This window comes from Stutzerimonas marianensis (assembly GCF_022810315.1).
Classification (GTDB): domain Bacteria; phylum Pseudomonadota; class Gammaproteobacteria; order Pseudomonadales; family Pseudomonadaceae; genus Stutzerimonas; species Stutzerimonas marianensis.
Genome location: NZ_JALGRD010000008.1, coordinates 209019 through 228946 on the forward strand (window position 1 = coordinate 209019; position 19928 = coordinate 228946).

The window sequence follows — 19928 nt, forward strand, 5'->3', positions numbered from 1 at the left end:
CCTGGGCAGCCGCCTGATCAAGTAGTCAACCGCAGGCCGAAATCCATTCCCAAAACAGGGACATAGTTCCGATCCGCGGCGTTCTGGCACAGCCGGTGCACCTTCAAAAGCAGGCGTCATGCCCTGTTAGTACAAGTTGCTCAACCGCCAAGGTGAAGACAAATGGACAACCGGAATAGCCTGCTTGCGACCTCGTTACTCGGATCCGTCCTGCTGTTCAGCGGCCCGCTGGCAGCGGAAACCATCCGCATCGGTATCGGCCATCAGAGCATGGTCACCAACACCGTTTCCGGCGGCATCGTGCTGGAGAAACTCGACCTGCTGAACAAGCACCTGCCGCACACGGGCAAGTACGCGGACGCCGACTACCAGATCGAGTTTCGCGACTACGATTCCGGCCCGCCGATCACCAACCAGATGCTCGCCGGCAAGCTCGACTTCGGTGTCATGGGCGACTACCCGCTGATCGTCAATGGCGCCAAGTTCCAGGCCACCGGCAAACAGCAGACGCGCTTCATCGCGGTGACCGGCTACAACCTCAAGGGCACCGGCAACGGCATCGTGGTGCCCAAGGACTCACCTGTGCAGTCGCTTGCCGACCTCGCCGGCAAGAGCCTGTCCACGCCGGTCGGCAGTGCGGCCTGGGGCATGACGCTGAAGGTGCTGCGCGACGCCGGCCTGTCCGACAAGGTGACGCTGGTCAACCAGAGCCCCCCGGTGGGCGCGGCGAACATTGCCGCCGGCAAGATCGACGCGCATGCCGACTTCTGCCCATGGTCCGAGATCATGGAATTTCGCGGCACCGCGCGGAAGATCTACGACGGCAGCGAGGCCGGCATCCCCACCTTCCACGGCATCGTGGTGCGCGACGACTTCGCCCGGCAGTACCCCGAGGTGGTCGAGGGCGTGCTCAAGGCCACCCTGGCCGCGCAGCAATGGATCAGCGAAGACCCACGGCGCGCCGCGGAAAAGGTCGCCGAATGGACCGGCGTGGAGAAGGAAGTCCTGTACCTCTATTTCAGCCAGGGCGGCATTTCGACCATGGAGGCGAGCATCAAGCCGCAGTGGGTCGAGGCGATGAAATACGACCACGCCTTGCTGCAGCAGGAAATGCAGATCCCCGATCTGGATTTCGCCAGCTGGATCGACGACAGCTACCTGAAGAAGGCCTACGCCGACATGGGGCTGGACTACGCCGCCGCGGTCGCCAGCGTGGTCAGCCCGGTCGCACGCGCGCCGGGACGCAAACCGGCGGAGATCTGGTTCCAGGACCAGGGCATCGTCGCCTACGACAGCACCGCCGCCATGCTCGCCGCCGAAGCCGACGCCAAGGCGGCCGGCAAAGCCATCAACGCCACCTACGTCTACGACAACCTCACCGGCTTGAAGCTGTTCGGCAAGGCGGCCTACCTGGTCAAGGACGCCAGCGGCGAGGTGCTGGCCTTCATGAAGAAAAGCGACTCGGAGCAGCACATCGCCCAGCACGGCGGCAGCGCCCTGCTGACCGATGCACCCGTGGCGATGCTGGACTGAGCCCCTGCGCGGCCCGTGCCACGGGCCCGCCTCAAGCCGAGGAGTGACCGCATGAGCGTCAAACCGACCCCCCTGTTCGATAGCGATCTGGCAACGCCAGAAGCCGACCGGCCACTGCTGACCGCTGCGCCGGCTCCCCAGGCAGCGCCGATTGCCACCCCTTCCGCGCCGCGTCGCCTGCCGCCGATGGCCGGGCGTTACCTGGTGCGCGTGCTGGCGCTGCTGGCAGCCTTGCTGATCTGGCACCTGGCGACCGCGACGGGCTTCAACCTGTTCATCAATTTCGAGAACGTGCCGGCACCGCTGCTGGTGGGCCAGACGCTGATCCAGCAGCTGGGCAGCAGCGAGTTCTACCTGCACATCGTCCACAGCCTGGAACGCATCGCGCTGGCCTATGCCTACGCCGTGGTGCTCGGCGTCCTTTGCGGCGTGCTGATCGGCCGTTCGCGCTGGGCCGAGGACATCCTGCTGCCCTACATCGAGCTGTTCCGGCCGATTCCGGCGGTGGCCTGGATTCCGTTGGCGATCCTGATGCTACCGACCGAGCAGTCGAGCATCGTCTTCATCACCTTTCTCGGCGCCTTCTTCCCCATCGTGCTGAACACCGTGCATGGTGTGGAGCAGACGCCGGACGTGCTGGTGCGTGCCGCCCGCAGCCTGGGCGCCAGCGACCGGGCGATCCTCTGGCACGTGGTGATTCCCGGTGCGATGCCAAGCATCGTCGCCGGCCTGGCGATCGGCATGGGCGTAGCCTGGTTCTCGCTGCTGGCCGGCGAAATCATCAGCGGCCAGTACGGCATCGGCTACTTCACCTGGACCAGCTACACCTTGGTCAAGTACCCGGAAATCATCATCGGCATGCTCACCATCGGCGGCCTCGGCACGCTCTGCACGCTGCTCGTGCGCAAGGCCTGCGTGCCGCTGCTGCGCTGGCAGCAGCAGGGGGGCCGGTCATGAATGCGATCGTCTCCGACAACCGCCTCGCCGTGCTCGATCACAGCCGGCTGCGCGCCAAGGCCGCGGCCAAGGGCGAAGGGCGCGGCCATGTCAGCGTGCGTGCGCTGTCCATCGAATTCGACCACGCAGGCGGCAAGCGCGCCGCGGTGCAACAGGCCAGCCTGGAGATTCGCCCCGGCGAGTTCGTCTGCCTGCTCGGCCCCTCGGGTTGCGGCAAGTCGACCCTGATGAACGCCATCGCCGGCTTCGTCAAACCCACCCGCGGCGAGCTGACCGTCGACGGTCAGCCCATCGCCGGACCCGGCCCGGACCGCGGCATGGTGTTCCAGCAGCACTCGCTGTTCCCCTGGAAGACGGTGCGCGAAAACGTCGCCTTCGGTCCGCTGATGGCCGGTGCCTCGCGTAACGAGGCCACCGGCGTGGCGCGCACCTTCCTTTCGCTGGTGGGGCTCGCCGCCTTCGAGGATGCCTACCCCGGGACCCTGTCCGGCGGCATGCAGCAGCGCGTCGGCATCGCCCGCGCGCTGGCCAACTACCCCAGCGTGCTGCTGATGGACGAGCCCTTCGGCGCACTGGACGCGCAGACCCGGATCATGATGCAGGAGAACCTGCTAGAGATCTGGCGCGAGTTCAGGAACACCGTGGTGTTCGTCACCCACGACATCGACGAGGCGGTGTTCCTCTCCGACCGCATCGTGGTGATGAGCGCCAGCCCCGGGCGGATCATCGCCGACATCCGCGTCGAGCTGCCGCGACCGCGCGAGCAGAGCCTGCTCACCGACCCTGCCTTCATCGACTACAAGCGCCAGTGCCTGGACCTGATCCGCCAGGAAACCCTGCGCGCCTTTCAGCAGCAGAACGGAGGCTGAGCCATGCATACCCTTCCCTTGCCTGCGCCCACGCTCGACATGACCTGTCATGACAGGCTGGAGCCACGCCCATGAGCCGCCTCGAACCACTCGCCCCGGGTCAGTCGCCACTGCCGCTGTACGTGCAGATCCGCGACACCCTCAGACGCAAGATCCTCGAAGGCGACTATGCCGTGCATGAACGGCTGCCCTCGGAAAACGAGCTGATGACCGCCTTCGGCGTCAGCCGCATCACCATCCGCCAGGCGCTGCGCGACCTGCACAACGAAGGATTGGTGTTCAGCGCCCAGGGCAAGGGCACCTACGTCAGCAAGCCCAAGGCGGTGCAGAACGTGCAGCGCCTGCAGGGCTTCGGCGAGGCCATGGCCGCCCAGGGCTACGAAGCGACCGCGCGGCTGCTGTCGATTCAGGAGCGCAAGCCACCCAAGCCGGCGGCCGCCGCGCTGAACCTCGCGCCCGGCGCGGATGTGGTCGAGGTCAAGCGCGTGCGCTTTCTCAACCGCGCCCCGGTGTGCCTGGAGCACAGCTACTTCCCCCTGGACATCGGCCAGCGCCTGTTCGGCCTGGACCTGTCCGGCGACATCTTCCCGCTGCTGGAGAACCGCTTCGGCATCGGCCTCGGCCATGCCGCCATCGGCCTCGACGCCACCCTGGCCGACGACGAACACCAGCCCTACCTCGGCCTCAAGGCCGGTGAACCCATCCTGCGCGTCGAGCGGCTGACCCATGACCGCAGCGGTCGGCCGATCGATTTCGAATACCTGTGCTACCGCGGCGACGCCTTCAAGTACCAGTTCCGGGTCGACCGGAAATAGAGGAGACCACCATGACCACGATTCACGACATTCCCGTCATCGAAACCGACGTGCTGGTGATCGGCGGTGGCACCGCCGGCCCAATGGCCGCCGTCACCGTCAAGGAGCAGGACCCGACGCTCAAGGTGCTGCTGCTGGAGAAGGCCAACGTCAAGCGCTCCGGGGCGATCTCCATGGGCATGGACGGCCTGAACAACGCGGTCGTGCCCGGCCACGCCACGCCCGAGCAGTACGTCAAGGAAATCACCATCGCCAACGACGGCATCGTTCACCAGCCGGCGCTGATGGCCTACGCCACGCGCTCGTTCTCGATGATCGAGCAGCTCGACGCCTGGGGCGTGCATTTCCAGAAGGACGAGACCGGCGACTACGACATGAAGAAGGTCCACCACCTCGGCACCTACGTGCTGCCGATGCCGGAGGGCCACAACGTCAAGAAGATTCTCTACCGCCGCCTGCGCCGGGTGCGCGTGGACATCGAGAACCGCTTCATCGCCACCCGCCTGCTGAAGGACCCGGACGGCAACATCGCCGGCATGATTGGGGTGAACACCCGCACCGCCGAGCCGATCATCATCCGCGCCAAGGCGGTGATCATGGCCACCGGTGCCGCCGGGCGCATCGGCCTGCCGAACTCGGGTTATCTCTTCGGCACCTACGAGAACCCGGCCAACTGCGGTGACGGCCACGCCATGGCCTACCACGCCGGTGCGGACCTGGCCAACCTCGAGTGCTTCCAGGTCAACCCGCTGCTCAAGGACTACAACGGCCCGGCCTGTGCCTATGTCACCGGCCCGCTCGGCGGCTTCACCGCCAACGCCTACGGCGAGCGCTTCATCGAGTGCGACTACTGGTCCGGGCAGATGATGCTGGAGTTCTTCAAAGAGCTCGAATCCGGCACCGGCCCGGTGTTCCTCAAGCTCGACCACCTGGCCGAGGAAACGATTCAAGAGATCGAGACCGTCCTGCACACCAACGAGCGGCCCTCACGCGGACGCTTTCACGAAGGCCGGCACATCGACTACCGCCAGCGCATGGTGGAAATGCACATCTCCGAGATCGGTTTCTGCTCGGGCCACTCGGCCTCCGGCGTGTGGACCGACGAGACCGGCGCGACCACCGTGCCCGGGCTGTTCTGCGCTGGCGACATGGCTTCGGTGCCGCACAACTACATGCTCGGCGCCTTCGTCTACGGGCAGATCTGCGGCGAGAGCGCAGCGGCCTTCGTCAAGGACCGCGCCGAACCCCAGCTGGACGAAGCCTTCATCGCTGCGGAACTCGCCCGCATCCAGGCGCCGCTGAACGTCACCGACGGCATCCCGCCGGAACAGATGGAATACAAGGTCCGCCGCCTGGTGAACGACTACCTGCAGCCACCGAAGGTGACCAAGAAGATGGAGATCGGCCTGGAACGCATCCTCGCCGTGCGCGAGGACGTCCCGCGGCTGGCCGCTGCAGACCCGCACGAACTGCTCCGCGCGCTGGAAGTGCAGTCGATCATCGACTGTGCCGAGATGGCCGCCCGCGCCTCGCTGTACCGCACCGAGTCGCGCTGGGGGCTGTACCACTACCGCGTCGACCACCCCGAGCAGAACAGCGCCGAGTGGTTCTGCCACACCCGCCTGTTCAAGGACGCCAACGGCCAGATGGCCCACGGCAAGCGACCCATCGCCGACTACATCGTGCCGCTCGGCGAAGAGAAGGACGCCTACAACCGCCTGCGCGTGAAGAAGGCCGCCAATGCCTGACCGTGGGGGCGAACTCGTTCGCCCAACACCTGATGCCATGGGCGAATGAATTCGCCCCTACAGGCCGGCAGCCCAGCCGACCGTACCGAGGAGATCAACCATGCCCGTCGCCACCCACCGTTCCGCCGTCCCGGTCATCGTGGACGAAGAAAAATGCATCGCCGAAAAGGGTTGCCGTGTCTGCATCGACGTCTGCCCGCTGGACGTCCTGTGGATCAACCCGGACACCGGCAAGGCGCACATGAAGTACGACGAATGCTGGTACTGCATGCCCTGCGAGGCGGACTGCCCGACCGATGCGGTGACAGTGAACATTCCCTACCTGCTGCGCTGAGGGCCGACCGATGAAAACCTACGACGACCCACTGCTGCAGGACATCGCCACCAACCTGACCTCGAGCGATCCCGGCATCCGCCGCGTGGCCGTGCTCGAGCTGGTCGACAGCGGCGAACCGGAAGCCGCCGAGCTGCTGATCCTGGCGCTGAACGACCCGGACCCGTCGGTGCGTCAGGAGGCGGCCAAGGTGGTCGACGAGTTCGACGCCGCCGACATCGCCGACGCCCTGATTGCCGCCCTGCAGGACAGCGACGAGGTGGTGCGCAACGCTGCCGCCCATGCGCTGGCGGACCTCAAGGATCCCGCCGCCGCGCTGCCGCTGCTCGAGGCCTTGGCTGGCAGCGACGATCCCTTTGTCGTCGCCGGCATCCTCCGTGCGCTCAAGCCGCTGCGCCATCCACAGGCGCAGGCGCCGGCGCTGGCGCGGATGCAGCACGCCGACCCGGGCGTGCGCCGCGAAGCGGTGGCAGTGATCGGCTGGCTCAAGCAGCCGGCCAATCTGCCGGCGCTGATCGAGCGGGCGCAGCACGACGCCGACGCCGACGTCCGCCGCGCCGCCACCGGCGCGCTGGTCTATGCCGCGCCCGAACAGGTCGGCCCGGCGCTGATTGGCATCCTGCGCGACGAACACTGGCAGGTGCGCGTCGAGGCCGCGGTGAGCATCGGCAAGCTCGACTACCAGGCCGCACTGCAGCCCCTGGTCGAGGCCACGCACGACAGTTTCTGGCAGGTCCGGGAAAAGGCCGTCGATGCGCTCGGCAAGCTCGGTGCGGTGGGCGCGATCCCGGCGCTCGGCGTCTGCGCCCGCGACCCGATGAGCAACCTGCGCAAGGCCGCCATTGGCGCACTGGGCGCCATCGCACACAACGATGGCCGCCCCTTCGTCGAACTGGCCATGGACGACCCCGACCCGGACGTCCGCAAGCTCGCCCGCTGGGCCATGTCGAAACTCGACGCCGCGGCCTGATTTTTACGCGCTTTTTGTTGCACAGCACTTGAAGCCGAAACGTCACGAGCGCAGCGGGGCGGGGGCGCCCAGCCAAGGCGAAGGTCGCGCGCGGGAGCGGAGTTTACAGGCCGTAAATAAGCATCCCGCGCGCCGCCTTCAACGCAGCATCCGCAAGCGCAGTGGTTTCGAGGAGAACGAAATGACCTATGTCGTTACAGAGAACTGCATCCGCTGCAAATACACCGACTGCGTGGAAGTCTGCCCGGCCGACTGTTTCCACGAAGGCCCGAACTTTCTCGTCATCAACCCCGAGACCTGCATCGACTGCAGCCTCTGCGCGCCGGAATGCCCGGCCGATGCGATCTTCGCCGACAACGCCTTGCCCGAAGGCCAACAGCACTTTCTCGAACTCAACGCCGAGCTGGCCGAAGTCTGGCCGGTGATCACCCAGAGCGCCTCGCCGCTGGCCGAGGCCGAAACCTGGGTGGACCAGGGCGGCAAGCTGGCCTTTCTGGAGCGCTGAAGCATGCCCCAACTTGTCATGACGAGTGGGTTGCGCCACGGCGTACTGGCCCTGGTCACGGTCAGTGCCGCCACGCTCGGCAGCGCCCGGCCGGTGGACACGCCGGAACGCTCCGTGCGCAGCCCGGAAGCGCCCACGCTGCTCATCAGTAGCGGCCCGGCGCCCCTGCCGCGCGGCCTCGTCACACCGTTCATTCGCTAGAGGCCGCAGGCCCGGAGGGTTTCATGAACGCCTTCACCGCATCGAATCACGACGCCACGCTCCCCATCGCACAGCCCCAACGGCCGATCGACCCACCCCGAGAGATCCGCCTGCGCAAGGCGCAGCGCGTGCTCGAACTGACCTGGCCGGATGGCGCGCAGAGCCGCATCAGCTGCCTGACGCTGCGGCGGGCCTGCGCCTGCTCCAATTGCCAACGCCTCCAGCAGACCGGCGCGCTGACGCTGATCGACGCCGAGGTCGGCGTGAACCGCCTGGAAATGTCCGGCATCAGCGGTCTGCAGCTGTATTTCAGCGACGGTCATTTCCGCGGCCTGTACCCCTGGGCTTACCTGCGTGATCTGGGCGATCCGGCATGAACGCCCGGCTCGAAGCGCTCGCCCCGCCCGTCGCGCTGTGTCGCAAGCACTACCCGGGCCTGGCCCTGTGTGCGGTGCTGGCGCTGGCCGGCAGCTTTCTCGCCGATCACTACGACGCGCCCGCGCTGCTGATGGTGTTGCTGCTCGGCCTGGGTTTCGCCAGCCAGGGCAGCGAGGCACGCATGCAGCCGGGCGTGGCGTTGTGCAGCCGGCAACTGCTGCGCATCGGCGTGGCGCTGCTCGGCGCGCGCATTGGCGTCGCGCAGCTGGAAGCGGTCGGTGCGCGGCCTTTGATGCTGGTGCTCGTCACGGTGCCGCTGGTGCTCGGCCTGGCGCTGCTGCTCGGCCGGCTGCTGCGGCTACCGACCCTGCACAGTCTGGTGGCGGGCGCGGCGGTGGCGATCTGCGGCGTGTCGGCAGCGATTGCGGTGGCGGCGGTGATCCCGGCGGGGCGCCTGGAAGAGCGCCGGCTGCTCGCCGTGGTGGTCGGCGTGACGGCCCTCGGCACGCTGTCGATGCTGCTCTACCCGCCGCTGACCGGCCTGCTCGGGCTGGATGCGCTCGACAGCGGTCTGCTGCTCGGCGCCAGCATTCATGACGTCGCCCAAGCGGCCGGTGCCGGGTACCTCGTCTCGGAGACCGCTGGCGACGTCGCGACCCTGACCAAGCTGTTGCGCGTCGCCCTGCTCGCGCCGCTGGTGCTGGTGATCGGCCTGCTGCTGCGTCGGCAGGAACCGGGCAGCCCGGACTTTCCGCTGTTTCTGCTCGGCTTTCTCGGCCTGTTCACGCTGAACAGCCTCGGCTGGCTGCCGGCTGCGCTGCGCGAGGCGCTGGTCGCCGGCTCGCAGGCCTGCCTGCTGCTGACCATGGCCGCGCTCGGCATGCGCACCCGTGTCGGCGACCTGTTTGCCCAGGGCTGGCAGCCCTTCGCCCACCTGGCCCTGCTCAGCGCCGCGCTGCTGCTGGCGACGAGCCTGCTGCTGATCCTGTTCTGATCGACTCAATCCACGAGAGAGGAAGGCCCCATGTCTGCACTCGGCACCGAAAGCGTTCTATCCGTGCATCACTGGAACGACACCCTGTTCAGCTTTCGCACCACCCGCGACCCGGCGTTGCGCTTCGAGAACGGCCACTTCGTGATGATCGGCCTGGAAGTCGACAGCAAACCACTGATGCGCGCCTACAGCATCGTCAGCGCCAACCACGACGAGCACCTGGAATTCCTCAGCATCAAGGTGCCAGACGGCCCGCTGACCTCGCGCCTGCAGCACCTGAAGGTCGGCGACTCGCTCATCGTCAGCCGCAAGCCGGTCGGCACCCTGGTGATGCATGACCTCAGGCCCGGCAAGCACCTCTACCTGCTGGGCACGGGCACGGGGCTGGCGCCGTTCATGAGCATCGTCCGCGATCCGGAAGCCTACGAGCGTTTCGACAAGATCGTGCTCGTGCACGGGGTGCGCGAGGTCAGCGAGCTGGCCTACCACGACTACCTCACCCAGGAACTTCCGGCGCACGAATTCCTTGGCGAAGCGGTGCGGGCCAAGCTGCTCTACTACCCGACGGTGACGCGCGAGGCGTTCCGCCACACTGGGCGCATCAATACACTGATCGAGACCGGCAAGCTCACCGACGACCTCGGCCTGCCGCGGCTGAACCCCGAGACCGACCGCGTGATGCTCTGTGGCAGCCCGACGATGCTCGACACCCTCACCGGCCAGCTCGATGCCCTGGGCTTCCAGGCCTCGCCCAGCCAGGGCGTACCGGGTGATTACGTCATTGAGCGGGCGTTCGTGGAAAAGTAGAGCCGTACAACAGTCGCTCTACAGGGGAGGCCTCGCTCCTGGCTCAGCCTTGGCCCGTCCGGCGCTTGATTCGCGCCGGACGGGCAACTTTCGCCTCTTCCGTTGTCTCGTTCTAAGGCGCGCATCCAACCAGACATAAGCGCGCCGTTTCCGAGCCTGACGTGAGGTCCCTGTTCCATGCTGACACTTTCCATCAACGGCGCCGACCTTCAGGTCGACGCGCCCGAAGACATGCCCCTGCTCTGGGTCCTGCGCGACGTGCTCGGGCTCACCGGCAGCAAGTACGGCTGCGGTATCGCCCAGTGCGGCGCCTGCACCGTGCACCTGGACGGCCAGGCGGCGCGCGCCTGCGTCTTGCCGGTCGGCGAGGTGAAGGGCCGCAAGGTGGTCACCATCGAACGCATTGGCAACACGGAACTCGGCCGCAAGGTGCAACAGGCCTGGCTGGAAGATGAGGTGGTGCAGTGCGGCTACTGCCAGTGCGGGCAGATCATGTCCGCCGTTGCCCTGCTGGAGCAAAATCCGCAGCCCGACGACCGCGCCATCGACCAGGGCATGGCCGGCAACCTCTGCCGCTGCTGCACCTATACCCGCATCCGCAGCGCCATCAAGCGCGTCGCCCAGGCATGAGGAGGCGCGAGATGAGCCAACCCGACACGACGCTGCAATCCCCTTCGCGCCGCACCTTGCTCAAAGTCGGCAGCCTGGCCCTGGGCGGGCTGGTGATCGGTTTCACCCTGCCGTTCGCCGGGCGCAGCTTCGCCGAGCAGATCCTGAACGAAGGCCCGGAAGACCAGCCAATGTCCAACGCCACGGCGTTGGATGCCTTCATCAGCATCGACCGCGACGGCCAGGTCACCTTCACCGTGCCGAAAATCGAAATGGGCCAGGGCGCGCAGAGCGGCCTGGCGGTGATGGTCGCCGAGGAGCTGGAGATCGGCCTCGACCAAATCACCCTCAAGGAAGCCCCGCCGAACGAGGAGATCTACAACGACAAGCTGCTGAATTTCCAGGCCACCGGCGGCTCGACCTCGATCCGCAGCAACTGGGAGCCGCTGCGCCAGGCCGGCGCGGCGGCGCGCCTGCTGCTGATCCAGGCCGCCGCTCAGCGCTGGCAGCTCGGCGCCGATCAGCTGCGCGCCGAGAATGGCCGTGTACTGGGCCCGGACGGCCAGAGCCTCGGCTATGGCGAGCTGGTCGAGGACGCCGCGAAACTGCCCGTCCCCGAAGACATTCCGCTCAAGCCGGCCGATCAGTTCAGGCTGATCGGCAAGCCGACCCGGCGCCTGGACACACCGGCCAAGGTCGACGGCACCGCTCGCTTCACCATCGACCTGGTGGTGCCGGGCATGAAGTACGCCTCGATCCGCGCCTGCCCGGTGCTCGGCGGCACCCTGCGCGAGGTCGACGAACGCGCGGCCCGGCAGATACCGGGGGTGATCGAGGTGGTGCGGCTGGACAATGCCGTGGCGGTCATCGGCGAGCACACCTGGGCCGCCTTCGCCGGCGTGCGCGCGCTGGAGATCGACTGGGCGCTGGGCGACAACGCCGGCATCGACTCGGCGCAGATGGAGCGCGAGATCAAGGCGGCGCTGGACAAGCCCGGCGCCATCGCCAACGAGCAGGGCGACATCGACGCGGCGCTCAAGGACGCGGCCAACACCTTCGAAGCCGAATACGAAATGCCCTTCCTCGCCCACGCCGCGCTGGAGCCCATGACCTGCGTCGCCAAGGTGCGCGCCGACGCCGTCGAGCTGTGGGTCGGCACCCAGGTGCCGGTGCGCGCGCAGACGGCCGCCGCCGAGGCCGCCCGGCGCCCGGCCGAGCAGGTGATCGTCAACAACCAGCTCATCGGCGGCGCCTTCGGCCGGCGGCTCGAGGTGGACTTCATCAGCCAGGCGGTGGCGATCGCGGCCCAGGTCGATTATCCGATCAAGCTGACCTGGACCCGCGAGGAAGACACCACCCACGACATGTACCGCCCGCACTACCTCGACCGCTTCGCCGCCGCGCTGGATGCCGAAGGCCGCCTGCAAGGCTGGCGCCACACCATCGCCGGCGCCTCGGTGCTGGCCCGTTTCGCGCCCGAGGCGGTGCCGGAGAACGGCCTGGACGGCGATGCGGTGGAAGTCGCCATGCATCCGATCTACGCGATGCCGAACCTGCGGGTGAACTACGTGCCGGTACCACCCCGGGCACTGCACCAGTCCTGGTGGCGCGGCGTCGGCCCGCTGCGCAGTACCTACATGCTGGAAAGCTTCATCGACGAGGTGGCCCGCAGCGTCGAGCAGGATCCGGTCGACTACCGCATGGCCCTGCTCGGCAGCCATCCCCGTGCCCAGGGCGTTCTGCGTCTGGCGGCGGAAAAGGCCGGCTGGGGCGAACCGCTCGAGGCCGGGCACGGTCGCGGCGTGGCCGTGCAGGAGGTGTTCGGCAGCTTTCTCGCCACCGTGGTCGAGCTGCAGGTCAGCGAGGACAAGGGCATCAGGCTCAAGCGACTGGTGGTGGCCATCGACTGCGGGCAGGTGATGAACCCGGTATCGGTCAAGTCGCAGATCGAGGGCGGCACCCTGTTCGGTCTGTCGGCCGCACTGTTCAACGAAATCACCGTGCGCGAGGGCCGCGTCGAGCAGACCAACTTCCACGACTACCGGCAGTTGCGCATCAGTGATGCGCCGCCAGTGGAAACCTACATCGTCGAAAGTCGCGAGGCGCCCGGCGGGGTCGGCGAGGCCGGCACGGCGATGATCGCCCCGGCGCTGGTCAACGCGCTGGCGGCCGCCAACGGCACGCGCATCCGCCGCCTGCCGCTGGCGCGCGCCGGCTACTACGTGATCTGAGGAGTCCCAGCATGAACAATCGATTCACAACCGGCAGCCTGCTGGGCGCTGCCCTGGCCCTGTTCGGCACGGCGGCCTTGGCGCAGCAGGCGGACGACGCCTTGCTCGAACGCGGCGAATACCTGACCCGCGCCGCGGACTGCCTGGCCTGCCACGTCACCGAAGGCGGCAAGCCCTACGCCGGCGGCCTGCCGGTGGAAATGCCGTTCGGCACGCTGTACTCGACCAACATCACGCCGGACAAGGAAACCGGCATCGGCAACTGGACCGACGATCAGTTCGTCGAAGCCATGCAGAAGGGCGTTGGCCCGGATGGCCGCCACTACTACCCGGCCTTCCCTTACACCTCCTACACCCTGATGCCGCGCGAAGACATCCTCGCCATCAAGGCCTACCTGTTCAGCCTGGAACCGGTGAACCAGCCGAACCGGGAGAACGACATCGGCTTTCCGTTCAACCAGCGCTGGGGCATCGCCCTGTGGAACCTGCTGTTTCTCGACGACGAACGCTTCGAGCCGGACCCGCAGCAGTCCGAGCAATGGAACCGCGGCGCCTACCTGGTGGAAGGTCCGGGGCACTGCGGTGAATGCCATACGCCACGCAACTTCATGCAGGCGAAGCAGAGCTCCAAGGCGCTCGGTGGCGCGACCATCCAGGGCTGGGCCGCCTGGAACATCACCGGCGACGAGCAGAGCGGCATCGGCGGCTGGCCGGACGACGCCCTGGCGGCTTACATGGCTACTGGCGTCGCGCCGGGCTACGGCGTGGCGGGCGGGCCGATGGCCGAAGTGGTCAACCACAGCCTGCGCCACCTCACACCCGAGGATATCCAGGCCATGGTCGTTTATCTCAAATCGGTGCCCGCCCAGCCGGCAGACGTGAAACGCCCCGAAGCCCGCTCACTGACCAATCAGCCGCCCGCCGAAAGCGAGCACCCGCTGGGGCAGAAGCTCTTCGCCGACGCCTGCGCCAGCTGCCACCAGTGGGACGGCAGCGGCCGCCAAAGCGACTACGCCGCGTTGCGCGGCCTGCGCACGCTGAACGACCCGCAGGGCCTGAATCTGGTCAGGGTCATCCTCGACGGTGACGCCCTGCACGGCCCCAGCGGGCATCACCTGATGCCGGCCTTCAACCGGCACTTCAACGATCGGGAAGTGGCGGAGCTGGCCAACTTCATGCTCGGGCATTTCGGTGCGCAGCCCGGAGCGCTGAGCGCAGAGACGATTTCCGAGCGGCGCTGAAGCCCGCCGCGCCGCTCCCGCGGCGCGGGCTGTCTTCAGTTCACGTAGCGGCGCGCAGCCTGTTGCAACAGGCCTTCCTGCTTCATCTGGTCGAGGGTGCGCTGCAGCTTGTCGACAACCTCGTCGGGGGTGTCCTTGTTCAGCGCCAGGTAGAGGTCGACCCGGCTCAGCGTCAGGGCCACCGCCAGCGGGCCGACACCGGCCTGCTTCGCTTCGTATTCACCGGAAGGGTTGGTGGTCGCCCAGAGATCGAACTGGCCGGCCTTCAACTTGGCCGGGGTGTCGATCAGCGAGCTCTGCACCTCGATACCGCGGGTAATCATGTACTGGCTGCCGACGCTGCCGTCCTTCGAGCCGATGCGGTACTGCTTGGCGTCCTCAAGGCTGGATAGCTGGATCGGACTGTCCGGGTTCTTGAGCAAGACGATCTGGATTTCGCTCAGCGGGCCGACCCACTTGTACTTCGGCTCGCGCTGGGGCGTGCGGCTGAGGGAAAACACGCCAAAGCCGTGCGTCTTCTCCGCCAGGTCCTGCAAGCGGCTCCAGGGGAAGCGCAGGGTCATCTCGTAAGGCACGCCGGCCCGTTTGAACAACTCGGCGACGACCTCGGCGTCGATGCCGTTGATTGCGCCCTCCTTCGCGAAATTCTTGCCATCGACGGCCATGCTGAACGGAGGGAAATTCTGGGTCAGAAGGTTGATTTTCTCGCCGGCGGCGTTGGCCGGAGCGAGCGGCAGAAGGGTCATCAGCGCGCCCAGAAGGGCGCCGCGAACGTTGTTGTTCTTGGTTGGCATGATCGTGTCTCGTCGTCGGACGTTATTGTTGTACGCGTTCCTGGCATGGCGCGACCTGGCGGCTTGATCGGCAGCGCCGCTGTCGCTTGTGCCTGCGGGTCGATCCTGACGGAGCGACCGCGGTGCCGAACGGTAGCAGGCACGCGCCTTGCAAACTCTGCTGCGGGTCACTTAAGCGACAGCCAGTTTCGAGGCTGCCGTTTCGTTCCACGACCAACGGGTCATTCGTCGCAAACTGGCCCGCCATTCGTCGCACGACCGCTCCGATGGTGGCGCTTGCCGTATCCTCGCCGGCTATCGGAGTCCGACGACCCGATTCACAGTCCGGCATATAAATCGCATCCAACACGTCCGAGCTGTGTTGCGCCATCCGATTGGCGCCGCGGGATTTTCCCGTGAACAACTGTGGTCCGCCTCCCCGGCGGTTGTTTGTCGAGACATCGGGCTTCCCGATTGGATGTGAAATGAAAACACCACGCCTGCTACAAGGTCGCCGCGGCCCTGTACTCTCCGTTTTCCTGCTGCTGTTGATCGCCGCCTGCGTCGCCTATTGGCAGCTGCGACCCACCGCTCCGTCGACGCCCGCCACCGGCGCCGCGGCCAGCATGCTCGAGGCCCTGCAAATCTCGACCGATCCCTGGGAAGCCAATCGCCGCGACCTGTCCGTGCTGATGGCCGACCTGCGTGGCGGAACCATCGCCAGCGCCGCGCTGGGCAAGGATGCGGTCTACATCAGCCTGCACGACGGCCTGCGCTACTGGGTGCCGGACCAGTCCGGGCGCGTCGCCCAACTGATGCTCGACCACTACGCCAGCCGCGAAGGCCAGCTGTTCCCGCTGACGCTCTTTGAAACCGATGGCGAGACCCCCTGGTACAAGACGGTGTTGCCGTACGCGCCCTTCTTCCTCCTGCTGGTCGGCGCGCTCACCTACCTGGCGATCAAGAGCCAGGCGTTCCAGGTGCATCGCAAGGGCAGCGGCATCAGTTTCAATGACGTGATCGGCGCGAGCGAGGCCAAGCAGGCACTGAGCGACGTTACCGCCTACCTGCGCGATCCGGCTGCATACACCGCGCTCGGCGCCCGCCCGCCGAAAGGCGTGCTGCTGACCGGCGAGCCCGGTACCGGCAAGACGCAGCTGGCCAAGGCGCTGGCCACCGAATCCAACGCCAGCTTCATCCAGGTCACCGGCAGCGATTTTTCCTCGATGTATTTCGGCGTGGGTATCCAGAAGGTCAAGGCGCTGTTCCGCACGGCGCGCAAGCAGGCGCCGTGCATCATCTTCATCGACGAGATCGACGGCATCGGCAAGCGTGCCGAGCAGCAGCGTTCCAGCGATGCCGAGAGCAACCGCATCATCAACCAGTTCCTCGCCGAGATGGACGGCTTCGACGGCGCCAGCGGCGTGCTGGTGCTCGGTGCGACCAACTTCCCCAACTCGCTGGATCCGGCCCTGGTGCGCGAAGGCCGCTTCGACCGCTCCATTGCCGTGGGCTTGCCCGGGCTGGCGGATCGCGAAGCCCTGTTTCGCCTCTACACCGACAAGATTCGCGCCGAGCAGGATCTGGATTTCGCCCAGCTGGCACGCAACACCGTCGGCCTGACGCCTGCCGCCATCGCCTACATCGTCAACCATGCGGCGCTGCTGGCCGCCCGTGGAGAAGCGAAGGCGGTGACCATGGCGCACTTCGTCGATGCGGTGGAAACCTGCCGAATCGGTGAGCAGCCTTCGGGTGTCACTCCCATGTCCGCCACCGATCGCAAGCGCATCGCCGTGCACGAGGCCGGCCACGCACTGGTCGCCGCGGCGCTGAAAACCGGGCGTGTGGAGAAGGTCACCATCCTGCCGCGCGGCCAGGCGCTGGGCGTGACGCTGGTCACCCCGGTCGAGGACAAGCGCCTGCACATGGAATCCGAGCTGCGCAACCGCATCCAGATGCTGCTGGCCGGCCGCGGCGCCGAGCAGCTGTATTTCCACGAAGTCTCCTCCGGTGCCGGCCAGGACCTGCAGGAAGCTTCGAAGATCGCCCTGTCGATGGTCGGCGCGCTGGGCATGGGGCCGAACGGCTCGCTGCTCAGCCTGCAGGCCGTGCGCGACGCGCACATCGAGTTCGACTCCGGCGAATCCATCCGTGCCGCCGACAACCTGCTCAAGCAGCTCGACCGCGAATGCATGGCGCTGCTGCAGCGGCTCAAACCGGCACTGGACGAAATCGCCGACAAGCTGCTGGCCGAAGAAACCGTGCCGGGTGAAGACGTGCTCGCGGCCATCGAGCGCCTGCCCGAGCATCACCTCGACGCCAACGTGAGCTCCATCATCGGCCACGCGATGAGCACCATCGACCGCGTCGCCGCCAGCGCCATGGAGGGTAACGGCCATTTCGAGCTGGCCCCGGTGGTGTCACTGGAAGAAGAAGACGAAGGTCCGACCCGGCTCTGAGCCGCCGGCCGTTTCGAATCCGGGTGTCGGCTGCTCAGTGCAGCGCCGGCGCCCGCTCCTCCTGCAGCGTGGCGATACCGGCCAGGCGCCGTGACAGCACGCCGAAGCGTCGGCGGTACTGTGCCGGGGTCAGGCCGACCTTGCGCCGGAACAGCCGGCCGAAGAAGCCCGCGTCCTGATAACCCACCTCCCAGGCGATCGCCTCCACCGACAGCTCACCGCTCTCCAGTAACTGCTTGGCCTCTTCCAGACGCAGGGTGTGGATGTAGTCCAGCGGCGTCAGCCCGGTGGCCAGGGCGAAGCGGCGCTGGAAGGTCCGCTCCGGCAGGCCGCTGATGCGCACCATGGCGCTCACCGGCGCCTCCTCCTCGTAATGCTGTGCGGCCCATTCCTGGCAGCGGGCGATGATCGGATCGGCCAGCTGACCGGTGCGCATCATCGCCGCATAGGCCAGCGGGCTGGTCGCGTCCCAGTCGAACAGATTCAGCCGCGCCACTTCCATCGCCTCGCGCGCACCGACGAAACGGGCGATGAGAAACAGCCCCAGCGCGTGCCAGCTGCTGCCGCTGCCGGACATCACCAGGCGCTGGCCGATGCCGGTACTGACCAGCGCCTTGTCCGGATGCCAGTGCACGTCCGGGTACTCGCGGCGCAGGCAATCGCAGTATCCCCAGTGCGAGGTGCCTTCGCAGCCGGCCAGCAGCCCGGTCTGCGCCAGCAGCATCGCCCCCGAGCAGGCCGCGGCCAGCGTCGCCCCGGCCGCGTAACGCTCGCGTAACCATTGCGCCTCGGGCGCATAGCGATCGTCCAGCGGCTCCCAGGGGCTGACGGCAAGGTTGCTGACGATCACCACATCCAGCGGTGGTGCCTCGGCGAGGCTCGCATGGGGCTGGACCGGAATGTCGTTGTAGACCCGCAGCAGCCGGCCGTCACGGCTGACGATCAACGGCCGGAACGGCGACGCCACATCGCAGCGGTGCACCAGCAGCTGCCAGTCGCGACGGGCACCGAGAAGCAGATCGTAGAGGCCGAAGAGCGTCGAGGCCGTGCTGTCCGGCGTCGCCAGCAGGGCGACGGTCAATGGCGGACGTTCGGCGATCTCGGAGCGGGCCATGGCGGAAATAGCCGTTTTGTTTCCAGGATGACTGGGGTGCAAAGCAAGCGTAACCCCGAGTATGGGCGCGTTGGCCGACGCCAACGAACCGGACTCATGGAGCATAGAACAATGAAAGACGCACACGGGTACCAACTGACCGGCTGCAATGGCGAGGCGCAAGCCCTGCTCGATCAGGCGCTGGCGCAATTCCGCTGCCTGCACGCCGACTCGCTGGCGACCACCGAGGCCGCGCTGCAGGCCTCGCCTGAACTGGTGATGGGCCATGTCCTGCACGCCTGGCTCTACCTGCTCGGCACCGAGGCAGCGGCCCTGCCGGTGGCCCGGGCCGCCCACGAACGTGCCCTCGAGTTGCCACACAATGATCGGGAAGGCCGTCATCTGCATGCCCTGGGGCTGTTGCTGAACGGTCGCTGGCATGCCGCCGGCCGCGCCCTGGAAGACCTCAGCATCGACTACCCCCACGACCTGCTCGCCCTGCAGGCCGGCCACCAGATCGACTTCTTCACCGGCGACGCCCGCATGCTGCGCGATCGCATCGCTCGCGTGCGGCCGGACTGGTCGCCGGAAGTGCCCGGCTACCACGCTCTGCTCGGCCTGTATGCCTTCGGCCTCGAGGAAACCGGCGACTACCGCCTCGCCGAGCGTCTGGGCCGTGAAGCGGTGGCGCTGCAGCCCGACGATGCCTGGGCCCAGCACGCCGTCGCGCACGTGCTGGAAATGCAGGGGCGGCGCGAGGAAGGCATCGCCTGGATGCGCGGCAACCCGGCCTGGCAGCAGGACAGCATGCTCGCCGTGCACAACTGGTGGCACCTGGCGCTGCACTATCTGGAAATGGACGAGTTCGACAGCGTCCTGGAGCTGTTCGACGGGCCGCTGAACGGCCACGGCAGTACCCTGGCGCTGGAGCTGATCGACGCCAGCGCGCTGCTCTGGCGGCTGCAGTTGCGCGGGGTCGAGGTCGGCCAGCGCTGGTCCGGTGTGGCCGAGCGTTGGGCGGCGATGGCGGCGGACGGCTGCTACGCCTTCAATGACTTCCATGCGGCGATGGCCTTCGCCTGCGCCGGCCGCGAGGACCTGCTGGCCTCATTGCACGAGGCCCAGCGAGTGGCCGCTGCACGGGATGACGACAATTCACGTTTCACCGGCCAGATCGGCGCCCCGGGAGTCGAGGCCCTGCTGGCTTATGTCGACGGCGATTATCGACGCTGTACCGACCTGCTGCGTGCGATCCGCAACCAGGCGCAACTGTTCGGTGGCAGCCATGCGCAACGCGATCTGCTCGACCAGACCCTCATCGCCGCCGCCGAGCGCAGCGGTGAGCAGGGCCTCGCACGCGCCTTGCAGCGTGAACGCAGACTGCTCGCCGAGCAGCGCCGCATGCAGTGAA

19 protein-coding genes are annotated in these 19928 nt (G+C 67.2%); 17 read left to right on the plus strand and 2 right to left on the minus strand.

The window, feature by feature from the left end; translation table 11 throughout:
- Positions 1 to 162 precede the first annotated feature (162 nt).
- The 15 genes from MST27_RS15480 to MST27_RS15550 all read left to right on the plus strand — a co-directional run bounded on the left by MST27_RS15480 (position 163) and on the right by MST27_RS15550 (position 14192).
- Complete coding sequence (locus MST27_RS15480) at positions 163 to 1533, plus strand: ABC transporter substrate-binding protein (protein ID WP_243606838.1); 1371 nt, start codon at positions 163 to 165, stop codon at positions 1531 to 1533.
- Positions 1534 to 1584: 51 nt separating this feature from the next.
- Positions 1585 to 2490 (plus strand): ABC transporter permease, encoded by a 906-nt coding sequence (locus MST27_RS15485; protein WP_243606839.1) that lies wholly within the window; start codon positions 1585 to 1587, stop codon positions 2488 to 2490.
- The gene (locus MST27_RS15490; protein ID WP_243606840.1) at positions 2487 to 3359 is read left to right on the plus strand and encodes an ABC transporter ATP-binding protein; all 873 of its coding nucleotides are present in this window, start codon (positions 2487 to 2489) and stop codon (positions 3357 to 3359) included. The genes MST27_RS15485 and MST27_RS15490 overlap by 4 nt, the downstream gene beginning before the upstream one ends.
- 71 nt (positions 3360 to 3430) lie before the next feature.
- Positions 3431 to 4174 (plus strand): GntR family transcriptional regulator, encoded by a 744-nt coding sequence (locus tag MST27_RS15495; RefSeq protein WP_003301428.1) that lies wholly within the window; start codon positions 3431 to 3433, stop codon positions 4172 to 4174.
- Positions 4175 to 4185: 11 nt separating this feature from the next.
- The gene (locus tag MST27_RS15500; protein WP_243606841.1) at positions 4186 to 5922 is read left to right on the plus strand and encodes a fumarate reductase/succinate dehydrogenase flavoprotein subunit; all 1737 of its coding nucleotides are present in this window, start codon (positions 4186 to 4188) and stop codon (positions 5920 to 5922) included.
- Between the two features lie 100 nt (positions 5923 to 6022).
- Positions 6023 to 6256 (plus strand): 4Fe-4S dicluster domain-containing protein, encoded by a 234-nt coding sequence (locus MST27_RS15505; protein WP_014597289.1) that lies wholly within the window; start codon positions 6023 to 6025, stop codon positions 6254 to 6256.
- Positions 6257 to 6266: 10 nt separating this feature from the next.
- Entirely contained in the window at positions 6267 to 7226 is a 960-nt protein-coding gene (locus MST27_RS15510) for a HEAT repeat domain-containing protein (protein WP_243606842.1), read from the plus strand.
- 181 nt (positions 7227 to 7407) lie between these two features.
- Positions 7408 to 7731, plus strand: a complete 324-nt coding sequence (fdxA, locus tag MST27_RS15515) for a ferredoxin FdxA (RefSeq protein WP_041014673.1) — start codon at positions 7408 to 7410, stop codon at positions 7729 to 7731.
- 3 nt (positions 7732 to 7734) lie between these two features.
- Complete coding sequence (locus MST27_RS15520; RefSeq protein WP_243606843.1) at positions 7735 to 7932, plus strand: hypothetical protein; 198 nt, start codon at positions 7735 to 7737, stop codon at positions 7930 to 7932.
- 23 nt (positions 7933 to 7955) lie between these two features.
- Positions 7956 to 8309: a DUF971 domain-containing protein gene (locus MST27_RS15525; RefSeq protein WP_243606844.1), complete on the plus strand. Its 354-nt coding sequence runs from the start codon at positions 7956 to 7958 to the stop codon at positions 8307 to 8309.
- Positions 8306 to 9304: a YeiH family protein gene (locus MST27_RS15530; RefSeq protein ID WP_243606845.1), complete on the plus strand. Its 999-nt coding sequence runs from the start codon at positions 8306 to 8308 to the stop codon at positions 9302 to 9304. Before MST27_RS15525 ends, MST27_RS15530 begins: the two co-directional genes overlap by 4 nt.
- Positions 9305 to 9334: 30 nt before the next feature.
- Complete coding sequence (locus MST27_RS15535; protein ID WP_243606846.1) at positions 9335 to 10111, plus strand: ferredoxin--NADP reductase; 777 nt, start codon at positions 9335 to 9337, stop codon at positions 10109 to 10111.
- Positions 10112 to 10288: 177 nt separating this feature from the next.
- The gene (locus tag MST27_RS15540; RefSeq protein ID WP_243606847.1) at positions 10289 to 10741 is read left to right on the plus strand and encodes a (2Fe-2S)-binding protein; all 453 of its coding nucleotides are present in this window, start codon (positions 10289 to 10291) and stop codon (positions 10739 to 10741) included.
- Between the two features lie 11 nt (positions 10742 to 10752).
- The gene (locus tag MST27_RS15545; protein ID WP_243606848.1) at positions 10753 to 12951 is read left to right on the plus strand and encodes a xanthine dehydrogenase family protein molybdopterin-binding subunit; all 2199 of its coding nucleotides are present in this window, start codon (positions 10753 to 10755) and stop codon (positions 12949 to 12951) included.
- 11 nt (positions 12952 to 12962) lie between these two features.
- Positions 12963 to 14192, plus strand: coding sequence for a c-type cytochrome (locus MST27_RS15550; protein WP_243606849.1), 1230 nt, complete (start codon positions 12963 to 12965; stop codon positions 14190 to 14192).
- Positions 14193 to 14227: 35 nt separating this feature from the next.
- On the opposite strand, the gene MST27_RS15555 is transcribed toward MST27_RS15550, so the two are convergent.
- Positions 14228 to 14986 carry a substrate-binding periplasmic protein gene (locus MST27_RS15555; protein ID WP_243606850.1) on the minus strand — a complete coding sequence of 253 codons (759 nt, stop codon included), beginning with the start codon at positions 14984 to 14986 and terminating at the stop codon, positions 14228 to 14230.
- 464 nt (positions 14987 to 15450) lie between these two features.
- On the opposite strand from MST27_RS15555, the gene MST27_RS15560 reads away from it, so the two are divergent.
- Positions 15451 to 17424, plus strand: a complete 1974-nt coding sequence (locus MST27_RS15560) for an AAA family ATPase (RefSeq protein WP_243606851.1) — start codon at positions 15451 to 15453, stop codon at positions 17422 to 17424.
- A gap of 34 nt (positions 17425 to 17458) precedes the next feature.
- Here MST27_RS15560 and MST27_RS15565 read toward each other — a convergent pair whose 3' ends face one another.
- Positions 17459 to 18538 carry a GlxA family transcriptional regulator gene (locus MST27_RS15565; RefSeq protein ID WP_243606852.1) on the minus strand — a complete coding sequence of 360 codons (1080 nt, stop codon included), beginning with the start codon at positions 18536 to 18538 and terminating at the stop codon, positions 17459 to 17461.
- A 111-nt stretch (positions 18539 to 18649) separates the two neighbouring features.
- On the opposite strand from MST27_RS15565, the gene MST27_RS15570 reads away from it, so the two are divergent.
- Positions 18650 to 19927: a tetratricopeptide repeat protein gene (locus MST27_RS15570; RefSeq protein WP_243606853.1), complete on the plus strand. Its 1278-nt coding sequence runs from the start codon at positions 18650 to 18652 to the stop codon at positions 19925 to 19927.
- Position 19928 lies beyond the last annotated feature (1 nt).